Annotated in this window: 19 protein-coding genes; 9 read left to right on the top strand and 10 right to left on the bottom strand. The window is 67.5% G+C overall.

Annotated elements, in window-relative coordinates; translation table 11 throughout:
• The first annotated feature begins 139 nt into the window (after window positions 1-139).
• From ACR81A_RS13430 to ACR81A_RS13400, 7 genes are all read left to right on the top strand, one after another.
• Window positions 140-2,986 carry a hypothetical protein gene (locus ACR81A_RS13430; RefSeq protein WP_440312088.1) on the top strand — a complete coding sequence of 949 codons (2,847 nt, stop codon included), beginning with the start codon at window positions 140-142 and terminating at the stop codon, window positions 2,984-2,986.
• Window positions 2,983-3,696, top strand: a complete 714-nt coding sequence (locus ACR81A_RS13425) for a hypothetical protein (RefSeq protein ID WP_202380650.1) — start codon at window positions 2,983-2,985, stop codon at window positions 3,694-3,696. The genes ACR81A_RS13430 and ACR81A_RS13425 overlap by 4 nt, the downstream gene beginning before the upstream one ends.
• On the top strand, window positions 3,693-4,595 hold the full coding sequence (locus tag ACR81A_RS13420) for a hypothetical protein (protein WP_440312087.1): 903 nt from the start codon (window positions 3,693-3,695) through the stop codon (window positions 4,593-4,595). The genes ACR81A_RS13425 and ACR81A_RS13420 overlap by 4 nt, the downstream gene beginning before the upstream one ends.
• 92 nt (window positions 4,596-4,687) lie before the next feature.
• The gene (locus ACR81A_RS13415) at window positions 4,688-5,509 is read left to right on the top strand and encodes an alternate-type signal peptide domain-containing protein (RefSeq protein WP_202380652.1); all 822 of its coding nucleotides are present in this window, start codon (window positions 4,688-4,690) and stop codon (window positions 5,507-5,509) included.
• Window positions 5,510-5,618: 109 nt separating this feature from the next.
• Window positions 5,619-6,515, top strand: coding sequence for a signal peptidase I (locus ACR81A_RS13410; protein ID WP_440312086.1), 897 nt, complete (start codon window positions 5,619-5,621; stop codon window positions 6,513-6,515).
• Between the two features lie 3 nt (window positions 6,516-6,518).
• Window positions 6,519-7,412: a hypothetical protein gene (locus ACR81A_RS13405; protein ID WP_440312085.1), complete on the top strand. Its 894-nt coding sequence runs from the start codon at window positions 6,519-6,521 to the stop codon at window positions 7,410-7,412.
• Window positions 7,413-7,442: 30 nt separating this feature from the next.
• A complete protein-coding gene (locus tag ACR81A_RS13400) occupies window positions 7,443-7,820 on the top strand; it encodes a TIGR02611 family protein (protein WP_237462172.1) in 378 nt (125 codons plus the stop codon).
• Window positions 7,821-7,899: 79 nt separating this feature from the next.
• Here the strand turns inward: ACR81A_RS13400 and ACR81A_RS13395 are convergent, their stop codons facing one another.
• From ACR81A_RS13395 to upp, 3 genes are all read right to left on the bottom strand, one after another.
• Window positions 7,900-8,607, bottom strand: coding sequence for a DUF4870 domain-containing protein (locus ACR81A_RS13395; protein ID WP_440312084.1), 708 nt, complete (start codon window positions 8,605-8,607; stop codon window positions 7,900-7,902).
• A 139-nt stretch (window positions 8,608-8,746) separates the two neighbouring features.
• On the bottom strand, window positions 8,747-9,439 hold the full coding sequence (locus ACR81A_RS13390; RefSeq protein ID WP_202380656.1) for a winged helix-turn-helix domain-containing protein: 693 nt from the start codon (window positions 9,437-9,439) through the stop codon (window positions 8,747-8,749).
• Between the two features lie 393 nt (window positions 9,440-9,832).
• Window positions 9,833-10,465 carry a uracil phosphoribosyltransferase gene (upp, locus tag ACR81A_RS13385; RefSeq protein ID WP_025133306.1) on the bottom strand — a complete coding sequence of 211 codons (633 nt, stop codon included), beginning with the start codon at window positions 10,463-10,465 and terminating at the stop codon, window positions 9,833-9,835.
• Between the two features lie 56 nt (window positions 10,466-10,521).
• On the opposite strand from upp, the gene ACR81A_RS13380 reads away from it, so the two are divergent.
• Complete coding sequence (locus ACR81A_RS13380; RefSeq protein ID WP_202381482.1) at window positions 10,522-10,956, top strand: nucleoside deaminase; 435 nt, start codon at window positions 10,522-10,524, stop codon at window positions 10,954-10,956.
• Between the two features lie 60 nt (window positions 10,957-11,016).
• On the opposite strand, the gene ACR81A_RS13375 is transcribed toward ACR81A_RS13380, so the two are convergent.
• The 5 genes from ACR81A_RS13375 to ACR81A_RS13355 form a co-directional block, all read right to left on the bottom strand.
• Window positions 11,017-12,114, bottom strand: coding sequence for an ABC transporter ATP-binding protein (locus ACR81A_RS13375; RefSeq protein WP_440312083.1), 1,098 nt, complete (start codon window positions 12,112-12,114; stop codon window positions 11,017-11,019).
• Complete coding sequence (locus ACR81A_RS13370) at window positions 12,104-13,066, bottom strand: ABC transporter permease (protein WP_440312082.1); 963 nt, start codon at window positions 13,064-13,066, stop codon at window positions 12,104-12,106. The genes ACR81A_RS13375 and ACR81A_RS13370 overlap by 11 nt, the downstream gene beginning before the upstream one ends.
• Window positions 13,063-13,908 carry an ABC transporter permease gene (locus tag ACR81A_RS13365; protein ID WP_202380659.1) on the bottom strand — a complete coding sequence of 282 codons (846 nt, stop codon included), beginning with the start codon at window positions 13,906-13,908 and terminating at the stop codon, window positions 13,063-13,065. The genes ACR81A_RS13370 and ACR81A_RS13365 overlap by 4 nt, the downstream gene beginning before the upstream one ends.
• Window positions 13,909-13,961: 53 nt before the next feature.
• A complete protein-coding gene (locus ACR81A_RS13360) occupies window positions 13,962-15,110 on the bottom strand; it encodes an ABC transporter substrate-binding protein (RefSeq protein ID WP_202380660.1) in 1,149 nt (382 codons plus the stop codon).
• A gap of 286 nt (window positions 15,111-15,396) precedes the next feature.
• Window positions 15,397-16,359 (bottom strand): cation diffusion facilitator family transporter, encoded by a 963-nt coding sequence (locus ACR81A_RS13355; RefSeq protein ID WP_440312081.1) that lies wholly within the window; start codon window positions 16,357-16,359, stop codon window positions 15,397-15,399.
• Between the two features lie 156 nt (window positions 16,360-16,515).
• On the opposite strand from ACR81A_RS13355, the gene proC reads away from it, so the two are divergent.
• Window positions 16,516-17,325 carry a pyrroline-5-carboxylate reductase gene (gene proC, locus ACR81A_RS13350; protein WP_440313156.1) on the top strand — a complete coding sequence of 270 codons (810 nt, stop codon included), beginning with the start codon at window positions 16,516-16,518 and terminating at the stop codon, window positions 17,323-17,325.
• Window positions 17,326-17,337: 12 nt separating this feature from the next.
• Here proC and ACR81A_RS13345 read toward each other — a convergent pair whose 3' ends face one another.
• Both ACR81A_RS13345 and ACR81A_RS13340 read right to left on the bottom strand, forming a co-directional pair.
• Entirely contained in the window at window positions 17,338-18,003 is a 666-nt protein-coding gene (locus ACR81A_RS13345; RefSeq protein WP_202380662.1) for a potassium channel family protein, read from the bottom strand.
• The gene (locus ACR81A_RS13340) at window positions 17,996-19,369 is read right to left on the bottom strand and encodes a TrkH family potassium uptake protein (RefSeq protein WP_440312080.1); all 1,374 of its coding nucleotides are present in this window, start codon (window positions 19,367-19,369) and stop codon (window positions 17,996-17,998) included. The genes ACR81A_RS13345 and ACR81A_RS13340 overlap by 8 nt, the downstream gene beginning before the upstream one ends.
• Window positions 19,370-19,550 lie beyond the last annotated feature (181 nt).

Below are 19,550 nucleotides of genomic sequence, written 5' to 3'. Positions count from 1 at the left end.
TGCTAAACGACCTCAGCTTAGGTGCCCCAGGTACTCAGGTGTAGCAAAAAGCGCCTAGGGGGCGCGCAAGCCGGGTGTTTGGGCCTGAAGATCGTGTTGCCAAGAAAACTCATGCAGCACGAAGGGAGCCCCGCAGCCAATGCGCGAACGAATTTTCCGTGCGGGAAACCGCAGCCGAGCCGCCAGCTCGGTATCCGCCCGCACGACTCGTCCGCGAGGCCGCGTGCTCGTCGCACTCGCCGCCGCGTTTGCCCTGGCGCTCGCGCCGTTCATGCCCGCCGCTGGCGCGCAGGCGGTGAACTACACCTTTTACCTCAACTCCGCGGATGTCACCGCGAACGCGAAGGACGCGAATCCCGGTGATGGGGTGTGCGCAACCGCAGCCGGCACGTGCACGCTGCGTGCGGCGCTTGAAGAGTCGAACGCGCTGAACCGCGCGCCGGGCGAGATCCTCATTACGCCAGCTGCGGGTTTCACGGGCAACATCGACCCCGTCGCCACGGGCTATCAGTACATGCAGACCGGTGCCGTGTCGAACCAGGACGGCGGTGCGCATTTTCTCGTGACGGCGCCAGTCACTATCGATCTCAAGAATGAAGTGACCGTTGAAGCCACACGGGACCTTGGTGGCGCGCTCTTCCTCGTCAATGGGAAGAACATCGTCTTCCAGAACGTGACGCAGGTGCTCTCCGGTGAGTCCTCATTCGTCATGGGCCCGAACGCCGATGGCGTCACGATCGACGGCGGCTCCTCGGTCACTCAAGCCCACTACGGCCCCGAGCGCTTCATCGTCTTCCGCGAGGGATCGAAGAACATCACGGTGAAGAACTATCGCGTGCAGGGATTCTATGATGCGGGCACCGCGACGGGCCTCTTCTACTTCAACGCGCAGAACTCGACCCCGATCGAGAATGTTGTGATCGACAACGTGCGAGTGTCGTACACGACCGGTGGCTCCTGTACCACAAGCGACGGCTCGGGCTGCCGCACGAGCCTCATGCAGTTCCTGCCCCGCAACCAGAACGTGGTGCTGAACGGCTTCACATTCACGAATTCCTTTGTTTCGAACCTCACGAGCCAGGTCTCCTTCCCGTTTACCACGGGTACGGCGACGGGCTACAGCGTGAAGGCGTCGAACATCAACATCTCGAACAACGAGTTCATCAATGTGCAGGGAACCGGTGGGCTGAGTTACACGAACGCTTTCATCGCGCTGCCGTACGGCCCGATGGCCGGCACGAACGTGATCTCCGGCAACAAGTTCGTGCGTGCCACGAGCGGACACGGGTATGCGGTGAGCTGGAACGGAAACACCACGAGCGGTAGCGCCGGAGACCTCACGGTCGCGAACAACTACTTCAACGGGTACACCACGAACTCGATCTACCTGCAGAATGCGGGCGATGTGAGCGTCGAGCGCAACACCTTCGGTGCACGAAGTGCATCGCAGGGGCGCCCCGGAATCCTCGAGGAGACCCGTGACGGCTCGAGTGCGCTGCTCGACAACCAGTCAAACGCGAATGGGCGGGTGACCACGTGGTACCCGAATGCAGATGCGAAGGTACTCACCGCAGAAGCACCCGCGGGCTCCATCCAGGTGGAATCCCCGCTGCCCGAGGACGTGCCCGCCTGTGTGGCCACGCTCGACGCGGTCGCGCCAACCGACGGCCCGTTCCCCGCGGCGAAGGTCGACCTTGATCTGTACTGGACCCAGGATCGCACCGCCGAGGTGTACCTCGGTCGTGTCGAGAACGTGACAGGCTCCTCCGCGAAGCTGCTGCTCGACCTGCCGGTCGGCCCGCAGGAGTTCCCGTCCACGGTTGTGGGCAACACGGACACCGCGACGATCGTTGACGCAGACACCGGCGTCGCCGGCGGCTACATCCGCATGCAGACGATCGGCAGCGACACGCGCCAGTCATCGCAGTACTCGCGCATGATGGGCTTCAGCGGAAGCTGCCGCCCGGAACTGACGATCAACCAGAAGACCGGGCAGAACGACCCGACGCTGGCCCGCGACCTGCACTACACCGTGAAGTCGTCGCTGCCGCTGAACCCCGATTCGGTGACCGCTGCGGTGGTCGACGTCACCGCGGCCTCGGTCCCGGAGACGATCGACGCAGGCCGACTGAACCCGCGCAGCGTGAGCGTCACCCCCGTGGCAGGCACCGCTGATCGTGAGTTCGAGGTGATCGCACGAGTCGATGACTCCGCGAAGGTCACCGCGGGCATCGCGGCAGATCGTGTGCGCAGCACGGGCGGTCTCACGAACCGTGCGGCGGCGGCAAGCACCGACCCGGACATCACGTTCCGGAACCCGATTTCGGTGAAGCCCGGCTCGTTCACCCTGGTGACGGGCGAGCCCGACGGCAAGCAGTATGGCTTCTCGCTTGCGGCGGGTGCCCCTGCCCCGAGCAAGGAGCTCAGCTTCGCAGCAACGCCTGATCAGGCCGCCACGGACAACGCCGTTGAGCTGTCCAGCCCGACCGCAACGATCGGTGTGGGCGAGACCACCTCGACCAAGATCCGTGTGACGGCGGGCGCCGGCGACGTGCAGGCGAACACGCCCGTCACGGTCGCGCACACCGTGGCGTCCGACGACACGAACTACGACGGGCTCGTCGTGAACACTCTCCTCGTGAAGCTGTTCTCGACCGATCCCTCGGTGAAGATCACCAAGCGTGCCTTCGTGGACGTCTCCGACACCAGCACGCCTGCGCAAATCATGGCGACGGGAACCGAGGCCCTGCCCGGCACGCGACTCATGGACGGCCAGCCGGTCTGCTTCATCTACGAGGTGGCAAACATCTCGGCTGATGACTGGGCGACGGTGCTGAGCGATGTCACCGTGACCGATACCGACACCCGCCTCGGCGAGGATGGCGTCATCGGCACCGTCGCGAAGCTGCCAGTCGGCGAGAGTACTCGCCTCTCCGCGTGCGGCTCACTGATCCCCGTCGACACGACTTCTGGGGCCGCCCGATGACTTCCACAGAACCCACGCGGCCCCGTGCCGCGAGACGCCGGGGCCTCAGCGCCCGCACCAAGCTGATCGCCAGCGCGAGCCTCGCGACGGTCGGTGTGCTGGCCGCAGCCAGCATGGCCACCGCGCTCTGGAACGCGGAGCACAGCGTCTCGGGTGCTCGCCTCACCGCGGGTGACCTGAACGTGAGCTACGGCTCGGGCACCTGGAAGCAGGTCACCCCCGGAGTCACCACTCCCGCGGGCGGCACGCTCGCGGGGGGCACCGACGGTTTCCATTCGATGCCCGGTGATGTCGTTGAGATGATCGTGCCGATTACCACCACCCTCCGTGGTGAGAACCTGAACGCGACGCTCTCGGTCGAGACCGGAGCTGGCGCAGCGCAGGACATTGCAAACGGAGTCGTGAAGGCAAGCTACCGCGTTGAGGACGCCTCGGGTACCCCGGTGGCACCCGCCACGGGCGAGGCTGAGCTGGGCACCCCGGTTGAGGTTCCCGGCCTGGTCAGCAGCAACGCTGGCGAGGTTGCAAACTGGACGGTCGTCGTGACGGTGACCGTGCTCGGCGACTACCGCTGGACGGAGCTCGAGCCGATGCTCGATCTCGACCGGTGGGCGATCGACGGCGTGAGCGTGACGCTCGACCAGGTGCGCTCAGGCGACGGCTATGCCGCCGCACGCGACGGCTTCGCTCATGTGAGCGCAGCCTCATGAGGACGCGTACTCGAACCCTGATCACCGGCGGCCTGGTTGTCGCGCTGCTCGGTGGCGCGCTTGCCGCAAGTGCGCTCTGGAGCGCCGGTACCGACGCGGACGTTCCCGATGTCGCCATCGGCGCGGTCCGCTTCGGCGCAGCGTCCGACGCCAAACCGGAGCGCGTGTTCTCGGACGGTGGCGCCCCCGTAGCCGTGACGATTCCCGGAAAGACGGTGATCGAGGTGCTCGAGCAGACCACCATCGACGCCGATCCTGTGATCTGGCGCTTCACCGCGAGCGGAGCTGCGCTCGGCATCGCTGGCCTGAACTACACCGTTGCGGTGAAGGAACAGGCAGGCGATGGCGGCACGCACGATCTGAGCTCGGGCTACGCCCAGCCGGGCACCGTGCTCGCGCTGTCCACGCTCAAGGTGTACCCAGCGGGTGCCGGCAGCGACTGCTCCGCGATCCCCGCCACGCCCGCGCCCGCACCGGGCGAGGACCCTCGCAACGTGCACGTGTTCGATGCCAGTGACGTGGAGCTGCAGGCCGCGGGCGCCGCGCTCACGGGTGTGGAGAGCACCCAGGAGTGGTGCGTGGCAATCGACTGGAACTCCGTGGGCGACGGGACGTACGTCAACGATGTGCGTGTCACGAGCACCGCGGAGGACGGCAGCTCGAACGGCGCGGTCGCGCGCTGGAACGCTGACGTGGGCTACCCACCCGCGCTCGAGCAGCTTGGCGTATACCGCAACCGTGCCTCGGTTGAAGCCACCGCGGAGGACACCACCCAAGCCCGCGCCACGAGTGAGTGGCAGGCGGACATCTACCCCGATCCTTCTGGCGAGCCAGGTGTCGTGATCACCCTCGATCCGATCGTGACGAACCAGAACCCCGACATCGCACCCCGCGACTAGGTCCCCAACCCCCAATACCCCCCCACCTGACCCTGACGACGAGCGCCGCCACGGTCCCCTTCCCCCAGCGCTCACCCCCAAGGAGAAACACCATGACGAACACCAACAACGACCAGATCATCGTCGTCACGGAGCAGAAGAAGCGCCGCCGCGGTCTGATGTGGGTCGCAGCGGGCGCCGCGGCGCTCCTCGCGGGCGGCACGACCTTCGCGCTGTGGTCAGCCTCGGACACGTTCTCCGGCGGCAACATCACCGCCGGCGACCTCAACATCGTGCAGCTCGAGGACACCTCGTTCTGGGACGTGTCGAACGACCGTAAGGACGCAACCGAGACCGTCGGCGCGACCGACGGCTCGCAGCTCGGCCACGAGATCGCTGATGTGAACACCTGGCGCATCGCCCCCGGCGACAAGCTCGCGGCATCGTTCGAGACCACCGCAACGCTCGACGGTGACAACCTGGTTGCTCGCGTCGGCATCGACGGCCTGCAGAACTACGATGAGGCCATCACCGGCATCAGCTACAGCTACGAGGTCTACTACGGCGACGAGCTGCTCGTCACCGAGACCGCGCTGCCCAAGACCGCTGACTCGCCGCTGCTCTACCTCTCGGCACCCGGCGCAGGCCAGGCAGCCGGCCTCGAGGACGCGACGAACGGCATTCTCGGCTCGACCGCAACCGCTGTTGACGGCGTCACCGCGCAGACCGCCGTGTTCGGCATGCCCGCAACCTCGGTCGACCTGAACGTGGTCATCTACGCCTCCTTCTACGAAGACACGAACGGCGACTTCCGTTACCAGGACACCGACGTGACCGTGACCGACCGCACCGACGTCACGCTGGTTGACGCGCTGAGCGAGCTCACCGTCTCGCTGTCGCAGGTCCGCGACACCGGCGCCCAGTTCGGCGCGTAAGTTCGCCGCAGCCGCGCTGCATCGCGGCACCGGGGGCGCCTGGTGACACACCGGGCGCCCCCACCCCAAACTTTTCTCCATCAGATCCCCCAGCGAGAGGAACTCCACCGTGAGCCGCACGCACGCCCCCAAGCCTGGCCGGAGCGTGCGCCGGGCAGCGCGTGCCGACTGGTACGAGTCTCCCTGGCGCATCGCCGGCCGCGCGATCGGCGCCGCCGCAGCCATCGTGGTGATTGCGGCGCTCGCCGCGCTCCTCGTTGTGCCGCGCCTCCTCGGGGGTGACTCGCTCACCGTGCTCTCCGGCTCGATGGAGCCCACCTTCTCGCCCGGCGATGTCGTGGTGGTGAAGGGGGTCGACGAGGGCAAGGTCTGCTCCGAGGTCGGAGTGGGCGACATCGTCACCTTCTTCCCCGAGCCGAACGACCCCGCCCTGATCACGCACCGCGTCATCGGCAAGACGGTCGGCACCTTCGAGGACGGCACGAGCTGCCGCCTCATCACGCAGGGTGACGCGAACTCCGATGTCGACGAGCCGATCTCACCCGCACAGGTGCGCGGCAAGTTCCTCTACGGTGTGCCGGGTCTCGGCTGGGTGCGCCAGTGGGCGAGCGAGAACACGGGCATCCTCATCGCCGGCGCGGCCGCGCTCATTGTGGGCGGCTGGCTGCTGAGCGGAATCCGCCGCCCGAAGAGCACAGTTGTGACCATCCCGCGCGTCGCGGAGACGTCCCCCGCACTGGTGGCTGGGCCGAGTGGCGCTCAGCTGGCCAGCCCTGCCGCGCAAGCGACGGCCGCTCCGCACGCGCGGCACGAGGCGATTGCGAGCAGCGATCCCCATCCACCAACTTCAGATCGCGAGTACCAACTGCGTCAGCGCGAACTTGAACTTCGCGAGCGTGAGCTTGAACTCCGTGAGCGCGAGCTCACCTTTGCCCAGGAGCGCCGGGACGACTGGCCCGACGCGTTCCTCCACGACGTCACCTCATCCAAGCGAAGCGAGGCCTGATCCATGCGAACCTTCGAACACGTTGCCTCGCCGGCACGGGTGCTCACGGTCGACTCCTCAGACGGACTGTCGCCTCGCGGCCGGATCATCGCCGGCTTCCTCACGGTGCTCCTGTTGCTCGGCCTGGGCGTGGGCCTCGCCTTCGCGGATGCGCTCCCCACGCTGGGCGGCCGAGCGAATACCAGTGGCGCGGCGGCGAGCCCCGATCCCGAGCGAAATGGGCTGTCGCGGGCTGACGCGTCGACGGCCGCCGGCACCGAGGTGCTCCCCGCGAGCGTGGTCACCGCGCAGTGGGACGGCCCCGCCGTGCACCTCGACTGGACCGGCGCCGAGTACGCCCGGGCCGAGACCACCTTCATTGGCGACCGCACGGCCTCTCCGGGTGACCGCGTTGAGCGCACGCTCAACGTCGTGAACGCTGGGCCTGGCGCGGGCGTTGCCGCGGTGACGCTCGACCTCGCCGAAGTGATTCCACCCGGAGCCGCGAACCCGCGGCTTGCCGAGGACGTCACCCTGTTCTGGAACATCGGCGGTGTGACGGGCAGCGACACGTTCGCAGCGCTCAACTCGGCCGACCGCGTGAGCGTCGCCGAGCTCGCGATCCCCGCGGGCGAGACCGTCCCGGTCACCGTCGGCTTCACCATGGATGCGGCCGTTGAGGGATCGCGCTCGGCTGGCGCGGACTCCACGATCCTCAGCTTCGACGTGGGCGTCAACCTCACGGGCGAGACCGCGCCGCCAGAGACCCCCAAGCTCGCCATCACGGGTGCGACCGGAATCCTCGCGCTGATCTGCATCGCCGGGGCACTCATCTTGCTGGGGATCCTGCTCGTCGTACTCCGGCGTCGCCGCGACACCCGCGAGGACGCAGAAATCTCGGAGTCATTCCCCGGCTGATGCCCAGATCGGGTCCGTAGGCTCGGCCCCATGACTGATCCCTATGCGCAAGACGCAGCGCGCGCGCAGCGACTCAGCCGTGGGGTCGGGCGTTTCATGCACCGGTGGCGAGAGCGGATTCGCCGCCGCCCGTGGCTGAACGTCCTGTACCGCGTACTCGTCACCGTGCTGGGGCTCGCCATCGTGGTGATTGGTCTCATCCTGGTGCCGCTGCCCGGGCCTGGCTGGCTCATCGTCTTCCTGGGACTCACCCTGCTCGGCACCGAGTATTCCTGGGCGCGCCGGATGCTTGGCTGGCTGCGCCGCGTGCTGGCCCGGTTCTGGGAGCGCTGGAACGCGTGGCGGGCGGAGCGCCGGGCGCGACGCGAGGAACGCGATCGTGCGGCGGGCAGCGCCGCGGTCTCCTAGACAGCGCAGATACACCACAGGGCAGGGCCCGAACCTTGGTTCGGGCCCTGCCCTGTGGTGTGCGATCTCGCGTGCGTTGTTACTTGATGAACGGCACGTTGAAGATGAAGCCGGGCTGCTCGCCGCGACGGTACCCCTCGGGGGCCTTCGCCGCCGCGATGATGTGGAAGATGAAGAGCACGAAGGAGCCGATGCCGAGGATCACGGCGAGGAAGCCGCCAATGAAGGGCAGCGCACCGAGAATCCAGGTTGCGATGCCGACGCCGACACGCAGCAGCGAGAAGTTGAGGTTCTCGCGGTGGTACGCGAACGACGCCGCGTGACCCTTGTCCTTCTCAACGAAGAAGAAGATGAGCGCGGGGATCCAGGTGAAGAACACCGACAGCCAGTAGTTCAGCGTGATGTTGCTCACCGGGTCGCCCACGGGCTGCTGGTAGCCGTAGGGCGCCTGCGGGGCGCCGGGGGGCGGCGCCTGGTACTGGCCCGCTGCGGGCGGAGCCTGGTACTGGGGGGCGCCGTACTGCGGCGCTGCCGGAGCCTGAGGGGCCTCGGGGGCCTGGTACTGAGGCGCAGCCGGGGCTGCGGGTGCCTGGTACTGCGGCGCGGCAGGTGCCTGCGGGAACTGGGGCGCCTGGGGCGCCTGGGGCACCTCGGGCGCCTCGGACTGCGGTGCCGCGGGAACCTCGGGTGCTGCGGGGACCTCAGGGACCGCGGGCGCGGCTACCTGCTCAGCAGGCGTTTCCGCGTTCGGCTGGCCGTCCTGTCCCTCGGGGGGCAGCGTGCTCATGTCGATCTCCTCTGTGCGTACGAACTGGGTACGAGATTACCGCAGGCTGGCGAACGCACGGTAGCTTCCTCGGCGAACTCTCGGTGCCGAGCCGTCACATGCAGTGGGCGCGGAAGCCTCCGTGCGGAGCGAATCCTGCCTAGAACACGTCCGGGCTCGGCGCCGCAGTGTGCAGGATCGACACGTCGGCGTGGCGGTCGAAGCGGTAGCCCGTGCCGCGCACCGTGCGCACGATGTCCTGGTACTGAGCCAGCTTCACGCGCAGGCGGCGGATGTGCACGTCGATCGTGCGCTCACTCGGGGTGTCCTCCTCAGGGGCGTCCTGCCAGAGCGACGAGATGAGCTCCTCGCGGCTGACCGTGCGGCCCTCGCGCAGCACGAGGTACTGCAGCAGCTCGAACTCGCGGAACGTGAGCGCTGCGGGAACGTTGTCGAGCAGTACGCGCTTGCGGGACAGATCGAGCGTGACGCCGCTTGCGGCGCGATCCTGCTCTGCTGCTTCGTGTTGCTTCTGGCGGGCGTGCGCTGCCGGATCGCCGAGCGCGAGGCGCACGACGTCTACGTCGCGGCCACCGGTCTGCTCGGGCGCGAGCGCCACGGCAGCGTAGGTCTCCGCGGTGGGGGCGAGCTGGGCGACGAGGCGCTTGATCTGCGTGACGATCTCGCCGAGGCGGGGATCACCGTCTGCGATCTTGTCATCCGCGAGCCCAACGTAGAGCGCGAAGCCGCGCACCTCGGTGCCCTCGGGCACGTTGCGGTCGGGCGTTGCCGGCGCGGGGAGTGCCGAGGTGAGGTCGGGGCGGGCGCTGCGGAGAGTCTGGGTGGTGCTCATGATGATGATGTCCTTGAGTGCTGTCACTCCGCGTTCGCGGAGCGGGCCTCGGCTTCGATGCGGAGGCGGTGAGTGCGGGTGAGCGTTGGGGCCGTGTGGCTCAGTGCTCAGGGGAGGCGACGGGCTCGATCTCGAGCTGGCCGCAGGTGAAGACGCGTTTCAGAAGCGGTTCACATGCACATTCGACAGCGCATGACACCCCGACCGGCCATCATCATGCCGGTCTGCCCAATGTTCACCTCGAAGGCGGACTGGGGACGAATGGTGTCATACATAAGGGACAGTTAAGCAAAGCATTGCGCCGGGTGTCAACCCGTGACGAAATATGACGCCCCGTGACGTTCCGGCGGGGCCGGTCGTCACGGGGCGTCAGGAGAGTGGTGGGGCTGCGCGCTATGCGGTGCCGTAGAGCCGGTCGCCCGCGTCGCCGAGGCCGGGAACGATGTACGCGTGTTCGTCAAGGCCCTCGTCGAGTGCGCCGAGCACGAGCGTCACCTTGCGGTCGCCAGCGGCCTCGCGGATCGCCTCAACACCCTCAGGGGTGCCGAGCACGCAGATCGCGGTGACGTCGTCCGCACCGCGATCGAACAGGAACTTGATGGCGCCTGCGAGCGAACCGCCCGTCGCGAGCATCGGGTCGAGCACGAAGCACTGGCGGCCCGCGAGCGACTCGGGGAGGCGCTCGGCGTACGTGGTGGGGAGCAGCGTCTCCTCGTCGCGCACCATGCCGAGGAAGCCGACCTCAGCGGTGGGGACGAGCTTCACCATGCCCTCGAGCATGCCGAGGCCCGCGCGCAGGATGGGCACGATGAGCGGCAGCGGCTCGCTCAGGCGCACACCCGTGGTGGGCGACACTGGGGTCTGGATCTCGTGGGGCTCGACGCGCACCTCGCGCGTGGCCTCGTAGGCAAGGAGCGTCATGAGCTCCTCGATGAGGAGGCGGAAGGTGGGCTGCGGCGTTTTCGCGTCGCGGAGCACCGTCAGCTTGTGGGTGATCAGGGGATGGTCCGCAACGAAAACTCGCATGCGCCTATTCTAATGTCGTGCCCACCATCCCTCCATCACCCGCGGAGATCTCCGCGATGGAACTCGCGCTCGCTGAGGCCCGCGCGGCAGCTGCCGACGGCGAAATTCCGGTCGGCGCGGTCGTGCTGGGGCCGGATGGTGCGGTGCTCGGCACGGGACGCAACGCGCGTGAATCAGATCCGGATCCTACGGGGCACGCCGAGATCATCGCCATTCGGGCGGCGGCGCGCGCGCTGGGAGACCGGGTGCTGTCGGGCTGCACGCTGGTGGTCACACTGGAGCCCTGCACGATGTGCGCGGGCGTGATCCTTGCGGCGCGCCTGCCGCGCGTGGTGTTTGGTGCGTGGGACGAGAAGGCGGGCGCGGTCGGCAGCCAGTACGATCTGCTGCGCGACGGCCGGCTGCCCCACCCGGTACCCGAGGTCGTCGCAGGCGTACGGGAGGCCGAGTCGGTGGAGCTGCTGCGCGCATTCTTCGCGGCCCGCCGCTAGCCCGCCGCCTCCCCGCCTACTCACCCGGCGGGGGGAATCAGGGCGGGGCGGGGCGGCTGGTTAGGCGCGCGGGGCGACCGTGACCGGCTCGGGGGCAAACGCCACCTGCACCGGGTCCCCAGCGCGGAATTCGGCGTCGGCGCCATGCTGCGAGGCGGCTGTCGTACCATCCGCAAACTGCACCACCGTGCGCCGGATCGCGCCGAGGAATCCGCTCGATACGACGGTTGCCGTGCGCGCATCCTCAGCGTTCACCGCAGAGCTCAGCGTCGGCGTGAGGCGCACGTGCTCGGGCCGCACAAACGCGGTGACCCGCGCCCCGGCAACCCCGGTCGATTCAGCGGGCGCCGCAACGAGCGGCAGCGTCTCGCCGCGCACCACCACGCGATCCCCGGCGAGCTCACCGTCGAGGCGGTTCGACAGCCCAACGAAGTCTGCAACGAACGCCGACGCCGGGCGCCGGTACAGCTCCTCGGGCGTGCCGAGCTGCGCGATTCGCCCCGCCTCCATCACGGCCACCCGGTCGGAGATTGCGAGGGCCTCCTCCTGATCGTGCGTCACGAATACCGTGGTCATGCCGAGTTCGGTCTGGATGGCGCGGATCTCATCGCGCAGGCGCACACGCACCTTCGCGTCGAGTGCGGAGAGCGGCTCATCGAGGAGCAGAGCGCGCGGCCGTGTGACGAGGGCGCGCGCAAGCGCCACACGCTGCTGCTGGCCGCCCGAGAGTTCGTGCGGGAAGCGGCTTGCGAGGTGGGACAGCCCCACGACCTCGAGCATCTCGCCGACCCGCGTGCGGCGGTCGGGGCGGGGGAGACGGCGCATGTCGAGGCCGAACTGCACGTTCTGCGCCACGGTGAGATGCGGGAAGAGCGAGTACTGCTGAAACACCATGCCGATGTCGCGTCGGTTGACCGGCAACTCGGTGACGTCCTCCTCGCCGATCGAAACGCTGCCCGATGTGACCTGCTCGAGTCCGGCGAGGCAGCGCAGCGCAGTTGTCTTGCCGCAGCCGGACGGGCCGAGCAAACACACAAGCTCGCCCGGCTCAAGCGCAAGATCGACGCCGTGCAGCACGGTGGTGCTGCCATAGGTTTTCGTCACGTCCGTGAGCCGCACGGCCTCACCGGTCATCTGTGTGCGGGACTTAGCGGGCATGAGCGGACTCCTCGGCGGATAGCGGAACGAAGGGGGAGCTGAGGGACGCGGCCGAGCTGGCGGATCCCGATGGAGTGATGGGGCCTGGTGCGCCGTGGGCGCCAGCAACCGCGGGCGCGTGCGGATTGGGGCGCGCACCCCGAGCGCGGGAGCCCGAGCGGGTCCGCGGTGGCCCGCCCACGCCGCTCACTGCGAGCAGCACGAGGAACACCACGATGAGCGAGAGCAGTGACACGGCAACGGCGACGAACGGATCGGACTTCGACAGCTGGAGGAGCGCCGTCTGCAGCGTGATGCGGTTGAGCAGCGAGGAAACCGTGAACTCGCCAAGCACGATCGCGGTGGTGAGCAGCGCTGCTGCGAGCAGCCCGCGCCGCGTGCCGGGAGCAATGACGCGCACAAGGACGGTGCCCCACCCAGCGCCCAGCGACCGGGCCGCTTCGGCGCGCACTCGCGCGTCCATGCTCGTGAGGTCGGCCACGATCGCCCGGTACGCGAAGGGGAGCACGAGCACCCCGTACGCGAGACTCAGCGTCCACACTCCCGAGCCGAAGGCCTGGCCGAGCACGCGATAGATCGGCGCGAAGCCGACCACGAGCACGATTGCGGGGATGGCGATCGGCAGGATGGTGAGCAGATCGAGCGCTCGCTGCAGGCGCGGAAAACGCAGATGCACGAGCACGATGGTCGGGAAGAACAGCAGCAGCACGAGCGCGAGCGTCAGCACGGCGAGGAGCAGCGAGTTTCCGAGCCCCTCGAAGAGCACGCGATACACGCGTTCCTTGGCGGGGTCGAAGAGCGCGAGCCAGTGCTCGGTGCCGTACCCGCCCGCGGTGCGGCGTAGCGTGAACTCGAGCATGGCAACGAGTGGGATCAGGAAGACCGCGCCGATCACCGCGATTACCGTGCGTGCGAGGGCGGGACTCGGCCGCCCGGGCGTGCGCGCGCTCATCGCTGCCACCGCGCAGCACGGGCCATCAGTCGGCCGTAGCCGAGCATCACGAGCGCCATCACGAGGATCATGCCAAGTGCGAGCACCCCGGCCGACGCCTGCTGGCTCGCCCCGGTCTCGCCAATGAGAGCGGCGCGGATCTGCAGGGGCACGATCTGCGATCCCTGGCTGATGAGAGCAGCCGCGGTCGCATACGAGGAGAACGCGTTCGCGAAGAGGAGCAGGAGCGAACCGAGGAACGCGGGGGCCAATACAGGGAGCCCGACTCGACGCCAGTAGGCGCCGCTGCCGCCACCGAGCGAGGCGACTGCCTCAGACCAGTCGGGGCGCAGCGCGAGCACGGCTGGCAGGAATGTGATCACCATGAGCGGCACCTGGAAGTAGAGGTAGGGCAGGAACAGGCCGGGCAGCTCGTAGAGCCAGACGCCCGAGGCGAAGATGTCGACGCCGAACTGCTCGCGCAGCGTCACGGTGATGAGGCCCTGGATGCCGATCGTCGCGATGAACGCGAACGCGAGCATGACACCGCCGAACTGGGCGAGCACCGAGCTTGCGGCATCGATGACGCGGCGGAGTGGCCCGTTCTCGGGCAGCGCGGCGAGCGCCCAGCAGAGCACGGCGCCGACGATGGCGCCGACGACTGCGGTGAGCGCGCTCACCCAGACGCTCGCACCGAACGCGGAAAGCGTTGCGGGTTCGGTGAGCACTGCGAGGTTCGAGAACGAGAAGCCGTTCGGCCCGAAGAAGCCGCTCGCGATTGCGAGCAGGGCGGGCACGGCGAGAAAGAGCAGGATGTACAGGACGAACGGCGTGAGGCCGAGCGCCGGCAGGATGCGTCGCATGGGAGAGCGCGGGGGTGGGGCGCCGAACGGGTCGGCGCCCCACCTGATCCGGCTTACTTGACGGTCGTCGCCCAGCGCTCGGTGAGGAGCGCGTTTGCGGCGTCGGTTTCCTTCTGCGTGGGGGAGACCCAGTTCGCAGAGTCGGTGCCGAAGGTTGCGGCCTCGATGGCCTTCTCGTCGGCGGTGCCGGCCTCGGTCAGGGCGTCAACGCGCACGGGAACCGCGTTGCCGCCGAGGAAGAGCGCCTGGCCCTCGTCCGAGAAGATCCACTCCTGCCACAGACGGGCAGCGGCAGGGTTCGGAGCATCCTTGTTGATTGCCTCGTTGTAGAACGAGACGTAGGTCGGGCCGTCGAGCACGGTCGTCTTCCAGCTCGGCTTGTCGGCTGCGGCCGCAACGTTGTTGAACGACCAGTCGAACACGACCGGGGTCTCACCGGAGGCGATCGTTGCGGGCGTGGGGTCGAGGGTGAGGAAGTTCCCCGCCTCGCGCAGCTTGCCCATGAAATCGATGCCGGGGCCGAAGTCGTCGACGCCGCCACCGTTCAGTGCAGCGATCGAGCCGACCGCGGCGAAGGCAGCGCCCGCCTGCGTCGGATCGCCGTTGATCGCCACAGCGCCCTTGTAGTCGGCCCCGAGAAGGTCATCGAGCTTCTTCGGCTCGGAGAACTTGTCGGAGTCGTAGCCGACCGACATGATGCCCGAGTAGTTGTTGACCCAGAGGCCCTCGGGATCCTTGTTCTCGTCCGGGATCGAATCCCACGTCTCAACCTTGTAGGGGGCGAAGTAATCGGTGCTGGTCTGCGCGACTGCGGCGCCGAGGTCGAATACGTCGGGCGCGGTGTCCTGGCCCTTGAGGTTGTCCGCAGCCTGGATCTCCTCGGCGCTCGATGCGTCGGGGGAGGCCGAATTGACCGTGATGTCGTACTTCTTCTCGAAGCCGGCGATGATCTCACCGTAGTTCGCCCAGGTCTCGGGCAGCGCAACAACGTTGAGCTCGCCCTCCTCCTGTGCGGCCTTGATGAGACCGTCGAGGCCGCCGAAGTCTGCAGCGCTCGTAGCGGTTGCTGCGTCGACGGTGCCCGAGCCGGTGTCGCCCGAGCCGGCCTCTGGCGCGCCCGCGGAGGAGCAGGCTGCGAGGCTTCCGACGAGGAGCGTGGCGGTGACGAGCGTCGCCGAGCGCAGGAGTGCGCGAGAGGTCACGAGGGTTCCTTCCGGAGGTGGGAGCGGATCGCCAGGTGAGGCATGCGGGCACCGGAGATGGTGCCCGTCGATCCGGATCCCACGCTAAGGAAGTGTGGTTGCCCGCCTGCGTCGCGCGGGTAGCGGGCTGTTGAACGGTGTGTGTCTCAGGGGTGCACGTGGCACGCGCCGAGCCGCGATCCGCACCCCGCATCCTTCTCTCCCGTAGGAAAAATCGGCGATCTCGGAGGAAGTTCCGCGGAACCCTCCGAGATCGCCGATTTCTCCGCGCGGATGCGGGTGAGGACTAGTCGCTCGAGAGCATCACAATCGAGCTCGTTGTCGGCTGCGCCACGGACGGATCCAAGTACACGTCGGGCTCAATGTAGATGATGCGCGCGGCGGGCACTGCCTCGCGTACGCGCCGCTCGGCGAGGTTGATGATCATCGACACTTCGTTCATGGTGCGTGCCGCATCGAGGCTGATCTTCGCGCCGATCATGAACTCGTCGGGGCCAAGGTACAGCGTCTTCATGTGGATGATGCGATCGATGTCCTTCGACTTCAGCAGCGCGGCCTCGATCTTCTCAACATCCTCATCGCTCGCGCCCTCGCCGACCAGCAGGCTCTTCACCTCGGTGCCGATGATCACGGCGACCGCGATGAGCAGCACACCGATCGCGATCGTCGCGATCCCGTCGAACAGGCCGTCGCCCGTGAGCACGGTGAGCCCGACACCAAAGAACGCGATAACGAGGCCGAGGAGCGCGGCGACGTCCTCGAGCAGCACCACGGGCAGCTCGGGCGCCTTCGACCGGCGGATGAACTGGAACCAGCTCGCATCGCCCTTCAGTGGACGGCTCTCGCGCACCGCGGTGCGCAGCGAGAAGCTCTCGAGCACGATCGCGATGGCGAGTACGAGGAGCGGCAGCCACCACATCTCGAGCGGGTGCGGCTCGCGAATCTTCGAGATGCCCTCATACACCGAGAACACGCCACCGATGGAGAACAACACAATCGCCACGACGAAGGCGTACACGTAGCGCACGCGACCGTAGCCAAACGGGTGCTCCTTGTCGGCACGCTGCTTCGCGCGTTTCCCGCCCAGGAGCAGGAGCAGCTGATTCCCGGAATCGGCGAGCGAGTGCACGCCCTCCGCAAGCATGGAGGACGAGCCGGAGAAGGCCCACGCGATGAACTTCGTGATCGCAATGCCCATGTTGGCGAGGAACGCCGCGATGATTGCCTTACTGCCGCCTGACGCACTCATGTCAGATGCCCTCCAGTCGAGAGTTCGAGCTCTTCTGGGTCATTCTATGGGGCGACTCGACGAGCGCCGCCATATGCTGCTGCGCGCCGCACTCCCTAGACTGTTCGCGTGAGCGAAGCGACGACGACCCAGCAGCAAGCACTCCCGACAACGGCAATGATCGGAGTGGGATCCATGGGCGGCGCGATCCTCGCCGGCCTGCGGAACCCTGAGGTGTCCATTGTTCGGCCCATCCGGGTGACCACGAATTCCGCCGCAAGCGCTACCCAGTTTGCTGGCGCGGACGACGTCGTCGCGCAGGCCGTGGCGGAACACCCCGAGGCAAACCGTGCGGCGGTGGCCGGTGCCGGGCTCGTCATTCTCGCGGTGAAGCCGTGGATTGTCGTTGACGCTGCGCGCGACATCGCGGAGGCGCTCGAGCCGGGCACCGTGGTCGTGAGCGTTGCCGCCGGCGTGCCGAGCGCCGCGATCGAGGCGGTGCTTCCCGCGGGCACTCCGGTGGTGCGCGCGATGCCCAACACGCCCTCGCACATTGGCCGTGGCGTGACCGGCATCGCTGGCGGTGCACATGCCAGTGAGGCCGACGTTGCACTCGTGCGCGCGCTGTTTGAGACCGTGGGCTCGGTGCTTGTGGTGCGCGAGGACCAGATCAACGACGTTGCCGCGGTCTCAGGCTCTGGCCCCGCGTACGTCTTCCTCTACGTGGAGGAGATGATTGCAGCGGCCGAGCGTCGTGGCTTCAGTGCGGAGCAGGCGCGCGAGCTTGTGCAACAGACCCTCGTGGGGGCCGCGCTGCTGCTCGATTCGAGCGGCGAGGATCCTGCGCAATTGCGCCGCAACGTGACGAGCCCAAAGGGCACCACCGAGCAGGCCGTGTGTGTGCTGCAGGACGCGGGGTGGCCCGACCTCTTCGATCGCGCGCTCGCCGCAAACGTGCGCCGGTCGGAGGAGCTGGAGGCCCAGTAGCCGGGCTGCCGCCTAACCGATCGTGGCGAAGCGCTCCACATCGGACGCGGTGCCGCTCACGATAATGAGGTCGTGCGGCGAGATGAGCGTGTCCTGCGTTGCGTGTGTGAACGGCTGGCCGGGAGTCTTCACACCGACGACTGTGACCCGGTAGCGGGTGCGCACGCCGCTCTCGGTGAGCGTGCGGCCGCGGATCGAGCGGGGCGGGTACATCTTCGCGATGACGTAGTTGTTGTCGAACTGAATGAAGTCGAGCATCGCGCCGCTGAGGAGGTGCGCGACGCGCTCGCCGGCCTCGCGCTCCGGGTAGATCACGTGGTTCACACCGATGCGCTCAAGGATCTTGCCGTGCGAGGCAGAGATGGCCTTGGCCCAGATCTGCGGGATCTCGAGGTCAACCAGGTTGGCGGCGATGAGCACACTCGCCTCGATCGACGAGCCGGTTGCAACTACCGCGATCTGAAACTCGTCGGCGCCGATCTGGCGCAGTGCCTCCATCGAGCGTGCGTCGGCCTGCACCGCGTGCGTGACGCGATCGGCCCACTTCTGCACGAGCGTGGGGTCAGTATCGACGACCAGCACCTCACGGTCCTGCCGGTCGAGCTGGCCGGCGGTCGCGGCGCCGAAGCGCCCGAGGCCGATCACCAGTACGGGGGCATCACTGCGAATATCAACCAACGATCGGCCTTTCTTCGGGGAGACGGAACAAGCGAGAGCGGCTGGTCGCGGCGACGGCGGCCGCGAGCGTGACCGTGCCGACGCGGCCCGCCCACATGGTGGCAATCAGTACGTACTTGCCCGCGTCCGGGAGCTGCGCGGAGAGATCAGAGGAGAGCCCGCACGTGCCGAAGGCGGAGATCACCTCAAAGAGCACAATGTCGAGGGACTCACCCGTCATGTGCATGATCGCCACCGTCGAGGCGAGCACGATCGTGGCGCCCCAAATCATGATCGAGATCGAGACGCGCAGCACCTCGTTCGGGATCGAACGGCCGAACGCTTGGATGTCCTTGTAACCTCGCGCCTCTGCCCATGCCGCGAGGAATAGTACGGCGATGGTGGTCACCTTGATACCACCCGCGGTCGATGCAGAGCCGCCGCCCACGAACATGAGCATGTCCATCACGAGCAGGGTGGAGCCGTTCATGTCGAGCGGATCGATGATGCCAAGCCCGCCCGAGCGGGTCATGATTGACATGTACACCGAGCTGAACATGGTTTGCCAGAAGTTTTGCTCGCCGAGCGTCGCCTGGTTGTTCCATTCAAGCGCTGCGATCGCGAGCCAGCCAAAGATCACGAAGATGATCGTGGTCGTGAGTGTGAGCTTCGCGTGGAGGCCGAGTCTCTTGTGTGCGCGCCAGCCGCCACCCACCACGTAGCGGTACAGAGCGAAGATGACGGGGAATCCGATCGCGCCGAGGAAGACGCCGATCGCGAGGACGCTGAGTAGGTAGACGTCGGTGGCGAAGGGCTCGAGGCCGCCCTGCAGAGGCACGAAGCCGGTGTTCGTGAAGGCGGACGCCGAGAGGTAGAAGCCGTTCCACAGCGCGTGCGGAAAGTCGTAGCCAGCGCCCATGAGTCGCGGTGTGATGAGCACGGTGAGTACTGCCTCGATGATGACCACGCTGAGCGCCACCGAGCCGAGCAGCCCACCGATCTCGCCGAGGCCAACGGCCTGACTCTCGGACACGTCGCGCCCCATACGCATGGGGTTCGTATCGCCCGCTGCGAGGAGACGCTGACGCAGGCCGAGGCGGCGAGTCACGGTGAGGCCGAGGATGCTCGCCAGGGTGAGCACACCAATGCCGCCGATCTGCAGGCCCGCGAGCACCAGTAGTTCGCCGAAGAGCGACCAGTGCGTCGACATATCGACGGTGGAGAGGCCGGTCACGCAGATCGCGGAGACGGCGGTGAATAGTGCGTCAGCGAGGGGGGTGACCTTGCCGTCGGCAGAAGCAAGGGGGAGAGAAAGGAGCGCGGTCCACACCAAGATCAGGGCGGAGAACACCAGGAGCGCAAACCGGGCGGGCGATGAGTGAATCATCGCTCCGAGCCAGGACCGCCGCGAGAATGTGGCGGCGCGGCGATGGTTCACGGCGGGTGCCCCCACGGTTGGCCTTCTTTCGGGTGACGGCGCGAGTCGCGTGGATCTCACGGTCTCGCCTCGATTTAGACATCGTACACACGCGGCGCACCCGGGTGAAGCGCGCCCCGCTGGGCGCATG

The sequence above is a fragment of the Leucobacter chromiireducens genome, assembly GCF_051993095.1.
In the GTDB taxonomy this organism is placed as follows: Bacteria; Actinomycetota; Actinomycetes; order Actinomycetales; family Microbacteriaceae; genus Leucobacter; species Leucobacter chromiireducens.
Note: the sequence above shows the minus strand (reverse complement) of the source record. Positions and strands in the feature narration are given on the sequence as shown.

Excerpts from the sequence above, each read along its gene's own strand:
- ACR81A_RS13390 (WP_202380656.1), bottom strand. The coding sequence starts at position 9,439 with ATGAGCACCACCCAGACTCTCCGCAGCGCCCGCCCCGACCTCACCTCG.
- ACR81A_RS13370 (WP_440312082.1), bottom strand. The coding sequence starts at position 13,066 with ATGAGCGCGCGCACGCCCGGGCGGCCGAGTCCCGCCCTCGCACGCACG.
- ACR81A_RS13365 (WP_202380659.1), bottom strand. The coding sequence starts at position 13,908 with ATGCGACGCATCCTGCCGGCGCTCGGCCTCACGCCGTTCGTCCTGTAC.
- ACR81A_RS13380 (WP_202381482.1), top strand. The coding sequence starts at position 10,522 with ATGGAACTCGCGCTCGCTGAGGCCCGCGCGGCAGCTGCCGACGGCGAA.
- ACR81A_RS13415 (WP_202380652.1), top strand. The coding sequence starts at position 4,688 with ATGACGAACACCAACAACGACCAGATCATCGTCGTCACGGAGCAGAAG.
- ACR81A_RS13400 (WP_237462172.1), top strand. The coding sequence starts at position 7,443 with ATGACTGATCCCTATGCGCAAGACGCAGCGCGCGCGCAGCGACTCAGC.
- ACR81A_RS13340 (WP_440312080.1), bottom strand. The coding sequence starts at position 19,369 with ATGATTCACTCATCGCCCGCCCGGTTTGCGCTCCTGGTGTTCTCCGCC.
- ACR81A_RS13375 (WP_440312083.1), bottom strand. The coding sequence starts at position 12,114 with ATGCCCGCTAAGTCCCGCACACAGATGACCGGTGAGGCCGTGCGGCTC.
- ACR81A_RS13420 (WP_440312087.1), top strand. The coding sequence starts at position 3,693 with ATGAGGACGCGTACTCGAACCCTGATCACCGGCGGCCTGGTTGTCGCG.
- ACR81A_RS13355 (WP_440312081.1), bottom strand. The coding sequence starts at position 16,359 with ATGAGTGCGTCAGGCGGCAGTAAGGCAATCATCGCGGCGTTCCTCGCC.
- ACR81A_RS13425 (WP_202380650.1), top strand. The coding sequence starts at position 2,983 with ATGACTTCCACAGAACCCACGCGGCCCCGTGCCGCGAGACGCCGGGGC.
- ACR81A_RS13405 (WP_440312085.1), top strand. The coding sequence starts at position 6,519 with ATGCGAACCTTCGAACACGTTGCCTCGCCGGCACGGGTGCTCACGGTC.
- upp (WP_025133306.1), bottom strand. The coding sequence starts at position 10,465 with ATGCGAGTTTTCGTTGCGGACCATCCCCTGATCACCCACAAGCTGACG.
- ACR81A_RS13395 (WP_440312084.1), bottom strand. The coding sequence starts at position 8,607 with ATGAGCACGCTGCCCCCCGAGGGACAGGACGGCCAGCCGAACGCGGAA.
- proC (WP_440313156.1), top strand. The coding sequence starts at position 16,516 with ATGATCGGAGTGGGATCCATGGGCGGCGCGATCCTCGCCGGCCTGCGG.
- ACR81A_RS13430 (WP_440312088.1), top strand. The coding sequence starts at position 140 with ATGCGCGAACGAATTTTCCGTGCGGGAAACCGCAGCCGAGCCGCCAGC.